The sequence below is a fragment of the Iodidimonas sp. MBR-22 genome (assembly GCF_029946565.1).
In the GTDB taxonomy this organism is placed as follows: domain Bacteria; phylum Pseudomonadota; class Alphaproteobacteria; order Sphingomonadales; family Rhodothalassiaceae; genus Iodidimonas; species Iodidimonas nitroreducens.
In genome coordinates this window covers 127,953-139,981 of sequence record NZ_JARKVQ010000003.1, presented here as the reverse complement: position 1 = coordinate 139,981, position 12,029 = coordinate 127,953, and the positions used below count along the sequence as shown (strand labels likewise).

The following is a 12,029-nucleotide window of genomic DNA, read 5'->3' as shown; positions in this document are numbered from 1 at the left end:
CACCCCCCTGCCCCATGATCATGTTTTTATTGCGCAGCAAAATGACCTTCGCACCTGCATCAAATTAACACTTGCCATCGGGCGATGCTCCGTTGCAAAATCAGGGGGTGGCATCTGTGAAATGCCAAAGAGACCGAAGAGGCTCAAAGTGGGCTTTTGTCTTTCATTCATCCCCATAACAGGCAGTTTCATGGCGCAAAAAAAATCCGATAGCGATCTTGTGATCATCAAGAAATACGCCAATCGTCGTCTTTATAACACCGAAACATCGAGCTACGTCACCCTTGATCATCTGGCCCAATTGGTGCGCGATGGCCGGGATTTCGTTGTGCGCGATGCCAAATCCGGCGATGATATCACGCGATCCGTGCTGACCCAGATCATTTTTGAACAGGAAAGCCGGGGCCAGGAAATGCTGCCCATTCCTTTTCTGCGCCAGTTGATCGGCTTTTATGGGGATCGCCTGCAAACCATGGTGCCGGGCTATCTGCAATCATCGATGGAAAGCTTTTCGCAAAATCAGGATCGCATCCGCCAGACCTTCGAGGGCAGCCTCAATCCGGTGCAAACCCTGTCGATCATGGATGAAGCCGCCCGAAAAAATATGGCCGTTTTCGAGCAGGCCCTCAAGATGTTCAATCCCTTTGCGGAAAGCCAGGGCACATCGAGCAGCCAAACCGGCGAGCCGAGTGGCGGTCAGGAGCAATCAGGCAAAACCACAGCCGCCGCAGATAGCAAGATCGATCATCTGGAACAGCAATTGGCCATGATGCAAAAACAGCTCGACGATATGCGCAGGAAATAAAACCATGGCCCAGGCGGCCTTTTGCGGGGCATCGGATCGCTTCATGATGGCCTTATGGTCAAAGGCTTTATGAGCCCGGCCTTTGTTTTGCTTTTATGCCTGTTCATCGATCTGGTGGGCTTTGGCATCATCCTGCCGATCCTGCCCTTTATCGTGCAATCCTTTGGCGGCGGCGAGATGACCGGCGGGCTTTTGTTCGGCATTTATGCGGGCATGGCGGCTTTAAGCGGTCCTTTATGGGGGCGGCTTTCTGATCGCATCGGGCGCAAGCGGGCCTTGATGATGACGCTGGTTGGGGCCGGGATTTCCTATGTGGTTTTAGGGCTGGCTCATTCCCTGCTCATGGTGTTTATCGCCCGGGCTTTATCCGGCGCGATGGCGGGGAATGTGGGTGTGGTGATGGCGGCGATGGCTGATCTCACGCCCAATGAAGGGCGAACCAAAGCCATGAGCATGATCGGCGTCAGCTTCGGCCTTGGTTTTGCCGCAGGGCCGGGGCTTGCTGCCCTTGTGGCGAGCTTTGCCGGGGCCGATGCTTTGGCTTTATCCGCCTTTGCCGCCGCGGCTTTAAGCTTTACCGCCAGCATCCTGGCCCTCACCCGCCTGCCATCGGATTCCGCCCGGCATGAGTCTGCCCACGCTGATTCTTTCCGCCAGGATGATGAACAGCGCATCCGCTCCCGCCGCTTTCTTGATTTTCTGCGCGGCCCGGAAAAGGGGCTTTTGATGCTGCAATTCGTGATTGCCTCTGCCGCCCAAAGCATGATCTTTGCCATGTCGGGTTTTTGGGCCAATGCGGTATGGGGCTGGAACGAGCGGCAGGTGGGCTTTTTGATGATGAGCGTGGGCCTTGTGGTGGCGTTTTTGCAAGCCTTCGTCGTGGCCCGGCTGGCGGACCGCTATGGCGAAATCCGCACCTATATGATTGCCTTATCCGCCAGCATTGCCGGCTGCATCATGGTTTTGACCCTGCCGCAGCATCTGATCGCCGTGCTCATCGCCTTTCCCTTGATGATGGGGGGATTGACGCTCTATTTCCCGGTTTTGAACAGTTTGGTTTCTCAGCGCAATGCCGCTCATGTGCAGGGCGCAGCACTGGGGCTGGCCAATGGCTTTTCGGCCATCGGCCGGGTGATCGGCCCCACATTGGGGGGCGGGCTGATGATGCTTTATGGCCCCAAAGCCCCCTTTTTCGCCGCCATGGGCTTTACCTCATTGGGGGTTTTATGGGCCATTCGTGAAATCAGGCGGGTGCCCCGCGCGCCGTCTCCACCGCGTCGGCGATCCAGGACGTAAGGCTTGTGGCGATCTGATCGAGGGCGGCATTATAGGCCGCCACGATATCATCGGGTTGGTTTGATGCTGCCGGATGGCTCGCCATGAAATGGCGGCTGCCCAAAAGTTCGGATGACAGGGCATCCACAAGATTGACCACCAGCGCGATTTCGATGATCAACCCATCGGCTGCCCTATGCGCATCAAATCGGCGCAGATCGATCCGCAGCCGATAATCCACCGGCAGATCGATATTGAAATTGCCCACCGCATCCAAAGCCGGGCCATTATCGATGGAGCGCGCCAGATAACGCTGTAATAATTGCGGTGTGCGCTCTTCCCAGCGGGCATCGGCCAGATATTCAAATCGGCGATTATCGCGGCTGATGGCGATGCGCACTGTATCCAGCGCCCCCGATGTTTGCGGTTCTTCAATATAGATCAGCGGCACCCCGCCCCGTTCATCCAATGAATGGGGCAAAGGGTCCAGCCCGTAAATCGCCAAAGGCGGTCCGCTTGGCCCTAAATTCACCAGCCCGCCGCAGCCCGAAAGCCCCATCATGATACTGAGGGCAAAGAAAAGCCGGGCAAAGCCCGTGGGCGATAAAAGCCCATGGAGCCGATCCCTATCATAATGGCCCAAAACACCCACGATCATTTCGCATCCCCCCGATATTCAGGCTGTTGCCCACCAAAAAGCGCCTCGATCGGGCGATCCTCAAATTTTTGAACCACCATATTGAGCCGCAGGGTCAGCCGCCGCAGATCGCCGATCATCCGGGCCACTTCGGGCAGGCCGGTATTCACAAAGCGCGAAACGCCCTCGCGATTATCGGCCACTAAAAGCGTCAGTTCATCGGCCAGGGCATCTGCTGATCTGGCCATTTCGGAAGCCTCTGCAAAGGTGCCGCGCACTTCATTTTGCATCAGGCCATCGGTGGTCTCGGCCAATCGGGTAAAAGCCTGAGCGGTTTGTTGAAAATCGCGCACCGCTTCATCCACCCGCACCAGAACGGCATCAATTCCATCGGCACGGGCTGCGAGCTCGCCGCTCAGCATTTCGATATTCTGCAAGATAGTGGCGACCCGCATTTGGGTTTCCGGCCCCAAAAGCTGCTTGATATTATTGACCACCAGAATGGCTTCATTGATCAGATTGGGCGCTTCTTCAAAAACCTGCTGAATGGGCGAGCGTTCGGATGGAATTTCCGCCAGTTCCCGACCTTCTAGCGGCCTGATATCCTCGCCCTCCTGACCACCGCTGATCTGCACGAAGGCAATGCCGGTAAAGCCCTGCAATTCAAGGCGGGCCATGCTGCCATCCAAAATCGGCACATCAGATTCGATCCGCACCAAAACCCGCACTTTCGATGGATCAGCGCGGGGGATCGAAATATCCAGAACCGACCCCACGGGCACCCCATTCAGCCGCACCGCGCTGCCTTCGTTCAAGCCCGCAACCGAACCTTCGAAAAAAATTTCATAGCGGGTATATTGCTGATCCACATCAACCTTGGCCAGCCAGATGACAAAGGCAAAAAGCCCTCCGATCATCAAAAGCATGAACAGGCCGATCAGCAGATGATGTGCGCGTGTCTCCATCAGATATCTCTTTCAAGCTCGGATAACAAAGCCGGCCAATGCCGCAGGAAAAGCCGACAAACGAACCCCGAATTCAGCGCCCACGGGCTTTTTGCGCCGCGCGGGATCGGGGACCATGGAAATAGTCTTTCACCCAAGGGTGATCATAGGCAAGCAATTCATCCACAGTCCCGGTGACGATCACCTTTTTTTCCGCGAGAACGGCAATCCGGTCACAGCTTGTGAACAGGGTATCGAGATCATGGGTCACCAAAAAAACGGTGAGCCCCAAAGTATCGCGCAAAGACAGGATCATTTCATCGAAAGCCGCAGCCCCGATGGGATCGAGCCCGGCGGTGGGTTCATCCAGAAACACCAGATCGGGATCGAGCGCCAAAGCCCGGGCCAGGCCCGCCCGGCGCTTCATGCCGCCTGATATTTCGGATGGATATTTCGGCCCGGCATGGGCCGCCAGCCCCACCATGGCAATTTTATAGGCGGCGATTTCCTTCATCAGTTGGGGCGAAAGATCGAAATATTCGCGCAAGGGCACCTGCACATTCTGCGCCACGGTCAGGGATGAAAACAGCGCCCCTTCCTGAAATAAAACACCCCATTCCCCGCGCGCTTCCTTCATTTCCTGTCGGCTCAGGCCTGCCTGATCCCGGCCAAAAACCTCGATCTTTCCGGCATTGGGCTTATGCAGGCCGATGATCGAATGCAGCAAAACCGATTTGCCGGTGCCCGATCCCCCCACCACGCCGAGAATTTCCCCACGCCTGAGATCAAGATCCAGACCATCATGAACCACAAGGCTGCCAAATTGATTGCGCAAGCCACGCACGGAAACAACCAGATCATCATCTGGCGCATTCTCGTTGGATTTCAGGCTCTTATCCTCGGGCATCACCAGCCGATCGTTGTAAAGAAAATGGCAAAAAAGGCATCGAGCACGATGACCAGAAAAATCGATTCCACCACTGCTGTTGTGGTATTTTGCCCCAAAGATTCCGCAGTACCCTTAGCGCTCAGCCCCTGAAAACAGCCGCTGATCGAAATCACCCCGGCAAAAAACACCGATTTGATGAGGCCTATATAAAGCTCGCTCAATAAAGACAGATCACCCATCCGGTTGAGAAATTGAAAAGGCGCGATATCCAGAGTCGCCCAAGCCATCAACCCGCCGCCCAAAAGCCCCATCACATCGGCAAAAAAGGTGAGCAGGGGCAAAACCAGCGCCATGGCCACGAAACGCGGCAAAACCAGCACATCAATGGGGCTGATGCCTAAGGTTTTGAGGGCCGCCACTTCTTCGCGCATGACCATCGATCCGATCTGCGCGGCAAAGGCACTGCCCGAACGCCCGGCAACGATGATCGAGGTGAGCAGAACCCCCAATTCCCGCAAGACACCGATGCTGACCATATCCACAACCAGAATTTCAGCCCCGAACTGCCGCAATTGCACCGCGCCCTGATTAACGATCACCGCCCCGATAAGAAAAGAAATCAGCCCCACAATGGGCAGCGATCTCAGGCCCACCACCTCCATCTGATGAACCAGCGGATTGAGCCGAATGCGCGAGGGATTGAGGATGGAATCGAGAATGCGGGCAAAAACATTTCCCAAAAACGACAGCAAAGCGCCGAAATTGGTCACCAATAAAACCGTGGCCAGCCCGATTTCTTCGATCAATTTAAGCAGGCCCGGCTCTTCGGGGGGTTCGATATCGCACGCCACATTGCTTTTGATGATCTGGGCAAGGATCCGTTTCTGGCGCTCATCCCGAAAGCGGAAATCAACGGTGATCGCGTCTTTCTCCAATTGGGTTTGCAGGCGATATAAAAGCCACGCCCCCACCGTATCGAGCCCGGTCAAAGCCGTGAGGTCGATCTCCGCCTTGCTTTGGGTCATCGGTTTCACACCGGCGACGATTTCTTCCAAAGCATTGGCCTGCGCAATCACCCAACGCCCACAGGCCACAAGGCGCAAAACATCGCCCCGCCCATCCAGATCAAGACCGGGACGATCAGCCCTGAGACCCTCATGATCCTGATTTTCAGCGATGGGCGCAACTCTATCCATGGAACTCACGGTTTATCCATTTTCGGTGCCATGAAACGAGCTTAGCGCGCCCAGCCGATATTTCCAATGCAGCAGTTGCCCGCCGCATCATTCCTTCATCCTCCGATCAGCGATTGGCGCCGGTGTGCAGCACCGCTTCAAGCTTGGCGATCTGATTGCGGTGCACCTCATCGGGGCCATCGGCCAAACGCAGGGTGCGGGCCTGCGCATAGGCATAGGCAAGGCCGAAATCATCCGAAACCCCGCCGCCGCCATGGGCCTGGATCGCCCAATCGATCACCTCGCACGCCATATTGGGGGCGGCCACCTTGATCATGGCGATTTCCTTTTTCGCCAGCTTATTGCCCACCTCATCCATCATCCAGGCGGCCTTCAGGGTCAAAAGCCGGGCGCTATCGATGCGGATGCGGGCTTCAGCGATGCGTTCCGACCAGATGCTTTGGCGCAAAACCGGCTTGCCGAAGGCTTCGCGGGCGGCAAGTCGGGCGCACATTTTCTCAAGCGCGCGTTCTGCCAAACCGATCAGCCGCATACAATGATGAATCCGCCCCGGCCCCAAACGGCCCTGAGCGATTTCAAAGCCACGACCCTCGCCCAGAAGCATATGATCGGCGGGAACCCGCACATTGGTGAAGGTCATCTCTGCATGGCCATGTGGGGCATCATCATAGCCGAAAACCGGCAGCATCCGCTTCACCTCAACGCCGGGCGCATCCATCGGCACCAGAATCATCGATTGCTGGCGATAGGGATCGCTGTGATCGGGCGACGATTTACCCATAAAGATCAGCACCTTGCAGCGCGGATCGCCGGCACCCGATGTCCACCATTTGCGGCCATTGATCACATAATGATCGCCATCCCGCAGGATACTCGATTGAATATTGCGGGCGTCGGATGAAGCCACATCGGGTTCTGTCATCGCAAAGGCAGAGCGGATTTCGCCGGCCAGAAGCGGCTTCAGCCAGCGTTCCTGCTGGGCGGGCGTGCCATAGCGGGTCAGCACCTCCATATTGCCGGTATCAGGCGCCGAGCAATTGAACACTTCGGATGCAAAAAACGAGCGGCCCATTTCTTCGGCCAAAGGGGCATAATCGAGATTGGTTAAACCGGCCCCCTGATCGCTTTCGGGCAGGAATAAATTCCACAGCCCTTCGGCCTTTGCCTTGTCTTTCAGCTCTTCGATGATGGCCAGGGGCTGCCAGCGATCACCGCTCGCCACTTCGGCAAACATATCGGCTTCACGCGGATAATAATGCGTCTCCATGAAAGCACGCAGGCGGGCGAGAATATCCTTGCAACGGGGCGAATAGGCAAAATCCATGATATGCGATCCTCAAAGCCATGTGACTGCCCCCATTATCGGCCCTGCCTGCCGGGAAAGCCACCGCCAAAAACCGGAGCCTTTTCTATAAGCACGGCTTTTTCAGATGAGACTCTTTTTACAATAAAAAAAGTGTTTCAACTATAAGGAGAATTATCTTTACTGACACCCATATTACAATGATAAAACCAAATCGGTGACTGATGACAATCAAGGACCATATGCGCGTATCCTTGCAAGGGGCGATAAACAATGCATCGATCTGTTTTTTCCCGTCTGCATCTCATCAAATATAGCCTGCCTGCGGCTTTTGGACTGATCAGCCTCCTTGGGGCCATATCTTTAGGTATATTGGCTGCGACTATGGCGCGCACTGCTATGCAAACGGAAATCACGCAAAAGCTCATTGCCCTTGTGGATAACCGCGCGGCACAGCTCGATCTTTATCTGACGACGATCCGCGAAGATCTGATTCTGATCGCCGCTCAGGAACAAATGGTCGAAACGCTGGATGCCTTTAAAAGCGGCGTGGATGCTTTGGGTGCAGATTTCGAGCAGCGGCTGACAGAGCTTTATATCACGAACAATCCCCATCCCCTTGAAGCCCGCGATCAATGGGTCGATCCTCGCGACGGGTCTGCATACAGCGCCGCTCATGCGCGCTTTCACCCTTGGATCAATCAATTTCGCCATGGCCGTGGCTATTATGATCTGTTTATTTTCGATCTTGATGGACACCTGCTTTATACAGCGGCAAAAGAGGCCGATTTCGCCACCAATATGAATAGTGGCCTTTGGAAAGACAGCGGGCTAGCCGATGTTTTTCGCGAAGCGCGCACATTGGAGAGAGGGGCCATCGCCTTCAGGGATTTCGAAGCCTATGCCCCCAGCAATGATGCACCGGCAGCCTTCATCGCCACACCCATCATCGATGCTGAGGGCACAAGGCGCGGTGTTTTTGCCGCACAAATGCCGATTGGTCGAATCAATAATCTGCTTCATGATACCACAGGGCTTGGGGAAACCGGCGAAACCTATCTTGTGGGCCGGGATGGCCTGATGCGCTCTGACAGCCGCTTTTCAGATAGCAGCACGATCTTGCGCCTTAAAATCGAGACAGAGCAGACAAAAGCCGCTCTCAGCGGCAAATCCGGGGCGATTCTGGGCTGGGATTATCGCGATATGCCGGTTTTGGCTGCCTATCTTCCCTTTGATGCCTTTGGTGAACGCTGGGCCATTCTGGCTGAAATCGATCAGGCGGAAGCCATGGCCCCGGTTAGACGGCTGGATATGAATTTGCTCTATGCGGTGATTTTCATCACCATTGTGGCATGGGTGATCGGCATCAGCTATGCGCGGCGCTTGGCCGGGCCTTTATCGGCCATTGAAAGTGCGGCAAACAGCCTTGCGGGCGGGGCGCTTCAAACCATCGTTCCTCATGCGGGGCGGAAAGACGAAATCGGCAGCCTGTCGCGCGCAGTGCAATATTTCAAGGAACAGGTGGTGGAAAACGACCGCCTGCGCGCGGAAAGCGAGGCGCAGAGCAAAGCCGCCGAACAGCAAAAGGCCAGCGAAAGCGTGCAGCGCGCTGAAAACGAAGCCCGCCAAGCTGAAGAACGCCGCGCCCGGGAAGAACAGGCGCGTTTCCAAAGACAGGCCGACCGGGAAGAGATCGCCAACCGTTTCGAGCAGCAGATCAATGGCACTATCCGTACCCTTGCCGATGCAACAGACAGCTTGCAATCCGCCGCCAAAGACATGGATGAAAGCGCCCGGCAAACCCAATCGCAATCGGCAACTGTGGCAAGCGCGGCCCGGCAGGCGGGGGGTGCCGTGCAAACCGTGGCATCGGCTTCTGAAGAAATGTCGGCATCGATCAACGAAATCGCCCATCGCATTGCTGAAATTGCCAGCTTCACACAACATGCCGTGGATAAGGCCAAAACAGCCGATTCCGAGATGAAAATTCTGATCGAAGCCGCTGCTGAAGTTGGCAAGGTGGTGGAATTTGTCAATGATATCGCCGAGCAAACCAATCTTTTGGCGCTCAATGCCACCATCGAAGCTGCCCGCGCAGGCGAAGCAGGCAAAGGCTTTGCCGTGGTCGCAAGCGAGGTCAAAAGCCTGGCCAGCCAAACCGGCAAGGCCACCGAGACCATCAGCAGCAAAGTGGACGCCATGCGATCAGCATCCGGCAGGGCGGATCTTGCCGTGGATGAAATCGACAAGATCATCCAGAAACTGAATGAAATATCTGGCATGATTGCAGCGGCCGTGGAACAGCAAAGCGCCGCCACCTCAGAAATTTCCGCCAGTGCCAATGAAGCCGCCCAAGGTGCGGAAGGCGTTGGCCATTCCATTGAAACGGTGCGTAAGCTTGCCGAACGATCAGGGCAATCTGTTGGGAATGTCACCAAAGCGGCGGGGCTTGTCGCCGATCAGGTGGAGACATTGCGTGCCGAAGTCAGCAAGGTCACCGCCAATCTGCGCGGCAAGGGCTGATCTTTCCCGTCTGACACAAGCCCCACCGCAAAAAACCGGTCGGCGCAGGGCACCGGCCGGTTTTCATCTGTGATTGAGCTACCCTGAACCTGATCAGGCCAGTTCTTCCATCATCTGTTCAAACATCGGGAAGGTGAGGGCCTGCGGGCCATCCGACAAGGCTACTTCCGGATTGGGATGGAATTCCACGATCAGGCCATCCGCGCCCACGGCTTTGGCCGCCCGCGCCATGGGGATGACCATATCACGCCGCCCCACCGCATGGCTGGGATCAACGATCACCGGCAGATGGCTCATCTGCTTGAGCAAAGGCACCGCAGAGAGATCGAGGGTATTGCGGGTCGCCGGCTCGAAGGTACGGATACCGCGCTCGCACAAAATCACCTGCTGATTGCCTTCCGACAGAATATATTCCGCCGCCTGCAATAATTCATCGAGGGAGGCCATCATGCCGCGCTTCAAAAGCACCGGGCGATGGGTGCGCCCCACCAGCTTCAACAGCGGGAAATTCTGCATATTGCGCGCCCCGATCTGCAAGATATCGGAGTGTTTGGCCACCTCGAGCACCTGATCGGTGGAGAGCACCTCCGTTACAATCGGCAGGCCATGGCGATCCCCCGCCTGTTTCAAAAGATCGAGCCCTTCAAAGCCCAAACCCTGGAAGCTATAGGGATTGGTGCGAGGCTTGAAACAGCCGCCGCGTAAAAGTGTGGCCCCATTTGCCCGCACATGCGCGGCACAGGCCATCACCTGCTCTGCCGATTCCACCGAGCACGGCCCGGCAATCACCGTGAAGCCTTTGCCGATGCTCGCCGATCCCACATGGATGACGGTATCATCGGGCTTATGCTGACGGCTGGCCAGCTTCCAGCCCTTGGGCGCGGCGGCCACCGGGGCGGCATCGGCTTTAGCCTTTTCCGGGGCTTTTTCTGTGGTGATTTTTGCGGCTTTCCCCGCTGCCAGATCCACCGCCTGCACATCATGGCGCAATTGATCGGGCGATATTTCGGTGGGGGCCACATCTTCGGAGGGATAGCAGCCCAGAACCTTTAAAAAGCGCGTGCGCCGGGCCAGATCATCAAGGGCGACGCGGACCTCGCTATCGCGGGCATTGCCCAGAAGATCGATATAGAAAAGCTCTTCCCATGGATTGCCATGCAGGGGCCGGGATTCCAGCTTGAGCATATTGATCCCATGATTGCGGAAGACCAGCAGGGCATCCACCAACGCCCCGGGCTTTTGATCCACCGAAAGCACCAGCGTGGTTTTGGCGGGCACGCTTTCGGGCACAGTGGCAGGGGTGCGCGCCACAATGATGAAGCGGGTGTGATTCTGGCGCTGATTGGCCAGATCGCTTTTGATATCATAAAGGCCCCACAGCGCCCCGGCTTCGCGCGAGCCAATGGCCGCCGCTTCAGGGCCGGCATCGGCCACCCGCTCCATGGCATGGGATGTACTTTCGCAATAAACGATTTCCACATCGCCAAGCCGGGCAAGGAAATGGCTGCATTGGGCATGCACCTGCGGATGCACATAAAGGGCTTTGATCTGCTCGATCTTCTGATCGGGATCGGCCGCCAAAAGGCAATGCTCGATCTTGTGCGTCACCTCGCCCACAATGGAAAGGCCAGTGTGCTGCAACAGATCATACACATCATTGATGCTGCCTGATGTGGAATTTTCAATCGGCAGAACGGCATAATCCGCCTCGCCGCTTTCGGCCTTTTTGAAAACGCCCTCAAAGGTATCGCAGCCCAGTTCCACGATCTTTCCCGCCCGCCGGGCAAAATATTTCTGGCACGCCGCCTGACTATAAGATCCCGCCCCACCCAGAAACGCCACCCGCTTGAGCTTGCTGCCATCTTCGGCATTTTCCCGGGCATGCAGGCTCGCCTGCTGCAACAAAACCGAATCCTCGATAATGCCCTGAAACAGTCTGGTCACCAGATGCGCATCAAGCCCCAGATCACGGCCCCGCCGGATCATCGACACAAGGCTTTTGCGTTCCTGGGATGTATCGCGCACCGGCTGGCCGCTTTGCTGCTTGGTTTCAGCGACTTTGAGGCTCAAACCGCGCCGGGTGGCCAAAAGCTCCAGCAGCTTTTGATCGACATCTGAAATTCTGGCGCGGGTATCATCCAGCCCAATGCTCGCATTTTTGCCGTGGACTGGCTCTTTCGTGGATGGCGTGCTCATGATCTGTGGTGTCCTTCACATAAAAAAAACCTCCCGGGGGTTCCGGGAGGTTTGCTCGTTTCAAAGATGCTGTGTGCTGATCAGCAGCCGAACGGATTCGCAACCTCCCGGATGGGGGGTGTAAAAAAGAACCCAAAATAAAAGCTGCTGATGTTTCTATTCATAGGGCATCACTATCCCCATATCCACGCAATGTCAATAAAGCTTTTCACCCTTTCACGCAATAACCGGTCATTTCCTTGATCGCAGGGTTTTTTTATG

At 56.1% G+C, this 12,029-nt stretch carries 9 protein-coding genes; 3 read left to right on the top strand and 6 right to left on the bottom strand.

The window, feature by feature from the left end; translation table 11 throughout:
- The first annotated feature begins 190 nt into the window (after nucleotides 1-190).
- Together phaR and QK300_RS03650 are read left to right on the top strand one after the other, a co-directional pair.
- On the top strand, nucleotides 191-805 hold the full coding sequence (gene phaR / locus QK300_RS03655) for a polyhydroxyalkanoate synthesis repressor PhaR (RefSeq protein WP_281300365.1): 615 nt from the start codon (nucleotides 191-193) through the stop codon (nucleotides 803-805).
- Nucleotides 806-859: 54 nt separating this feature from the next.
- A complete protein-coding gene (locus QK300_RS03650; protein ID WP_281300366.1) occupies nucleotides 860-2,101 on the top strand; it encodes an MFS transporter in 1,242 nt (413 codons plus the stop codon).
- Here the strand turns inward: QK300_RS03650 and QK300_RS03645 are convergent.
- The 5 genes from QK300_RS03645 to QK300_RS03625 all read right to left on the bottom strand — a co-directional run bounded on the left by QK300_RS03645 (nucleotide 2,049) and on the right by QK300_RS03625 (nucleotide 7,070).
- Complete coding sequence (locus QK300_RS03645; RefSeq protein WP_281300367.1) at nucleotides 2,049-2,738, bottom strand: ABC-type transport auxiliary lipoprotein family protein; 690 nt, start codon at nucleotides 2,736-2,738, stop codon at nucleotides 2,049-2,051. The two genes, QK300_RS03650 and QK300_RS03645, sit on opposite strands and share 53 nt — an antisense overlap.
- The gene (locus QK300_RS03640; protein ID WP_281300368.1) at nucleotides 2,735-3,682 is read right to left on the bottom strand and encodes an MlaD family protein; all 948 of its coding nucleotides are present in this window, start codon (nucleotides 3,680-3,682) and stop codon (nucleotides 2,735-2,737) included. Before QK300_RS03640 ends, QK300_RS03645 begins: the two co-directional genes overlap by 4 nt.
- A 73-nt stretch (nucleotides 3,683-3,755) precedes the next feature.
- Nucleotides 3,756-4,568 (bottom strand): ABC transporter ATP-binding protein, encoded by an 813-nt coding sequence (locus QK300_RS03635; RefSeq protein WP_281300369.1) that lies wholly within the window; start codon nucleotides 4,566-4,568, stop codon nucleotides 3,756-3,758.
- A complete protein-coding gene (locus QK300_RS03630) occupies nucleotides 4,568-5,746 on the bottom strand; it encodes an ABC transporter permease (protein WP_281300370.1) in 1,179 nt (392 codons plus the stop codon). Before QK300_RS03630 ends, QK300_RS03635 begins: the two co-directional genes overlap by 1 nt.
- A 106-nt stretch (nucleotides 5,747-5,852) precedes the next feature.
- The gene (locus QK300_RS03625) at nucleotides 5,853-7,070 is read right to left on the bottom strand and encodes an acyl-CoA dehydrogenase family protein (protein ID WP_281300371.1); all 1,218 of its coding nucleotides are present in this window, start codon (nucleotides 7,068-7,070) and stop codon (nucleotides 5,853-5,855) included.
- A gap of 378 nt (nucleotides 7,071-7,448) precedes the next feature.
- Here QK300_RS03625 and QK300_RS03620 point away from each other — a divergent pair, with 378 nt between their 5' ends.
- Nucleotides 7,449-9,572: a methyl-accepting chemotaxis protein gene (locus QK300_RS03620; protein WP_281300372.1), complete on the top strand. Its 2,124-nt coding sequence runs from the start codon at nucleotides 7,449-7,451 to the stop codon at nucleotides 9,570-9,572.
- A gap of 93 nt (nucleotides 9,573-9,665) precedes the next feature.
- On the opposite strand, the gene QK300_RS03615 is transcribed toward QK300_RS03620, so the two are convergent.
- The gene (locus QK300_RS03615; protein ID WP_281300373.1) at nucleotides 9,666-11,768 is read right to left on the bottom strand and encodes a bifunctional 3-deoxy-7-phosphoheptulonate synthase/chorismate mutase; all 2,103 of its coding nucleotides are present in this window, start codon (nucleotides 11,766-11,768) and stop codon (nucleotides 9,666-9,668) included.
- Nucleotides 11,769-12,029: the final 261 nt, after the last annotated feature.

Excerpts from the sequence above, each read along its gene's own strand:
- phaR (WP_281300365.1), top strand. The coding sequence starts at position 191 with ATGGCGCAAAAAAAATCCGATAGCGATCTTGTGATCATCAAGAAATAC.
- QK300_RS03650 (WP_281300366.1), top strand. The coding sequence starts at position 860 with ATGGTCAAAGGCTTTATGAGCCCGGCCTTTGTTTTGCTTTTATGCCTG.
- QK300_RS03645 (WP_281300367.1), bottom strand. The coding sequence starts at position 2,738 with ATGATCGTGGGTGTTTTGGGCCATTATGATAGGGATCGGCTCCATGGG.
- QK300_RS03640 (WP_281300368.1), bottom strand. The coding sequence starts at position 3,682 with ATGGAGACACGCGCACATCATCTGCTGATCGGCCTGTTCATGCTTTTG.
- QK300_RS03635 (WP_281300369.1), bottom strand. The coding sequence starts at position 4,568 with ATGCCCGAGGATAAGAGCCTGAAATCCAACGAGAATGCGCCAGATGAT.
- QK300_RS03630 (WP_281300370.1), bottom strand. The coding sequence starts at position 5,746 with ATGGATAGAGTTGCGCCCATCGCTGAAAATCAGGATCATGAGGGTCTC.
- QK300_RS03625 (WP_281300371.1), bottom strand. The coding sequence starts at position 7,070 with ATGGATTTTGCCTATTCGCCCCGTTGCAAGGATATTCTCGCCCGCCTG.
- QK300_RS03620 (WP_281300372.1), top strand. The coding sequence starts at position 7,449 with ATGCAAACGGAAATCACGCAAAAGCTCATTGCCCTTGTGGATAACCGC.
- QK300_RS03615 (WP_281300373.1), bottom strand. The coding sequence starts at position 11,768 with ATGAGCACGCCATCCACGAAAGAGCCAGTCCACGGCAAAAATGCGAGC.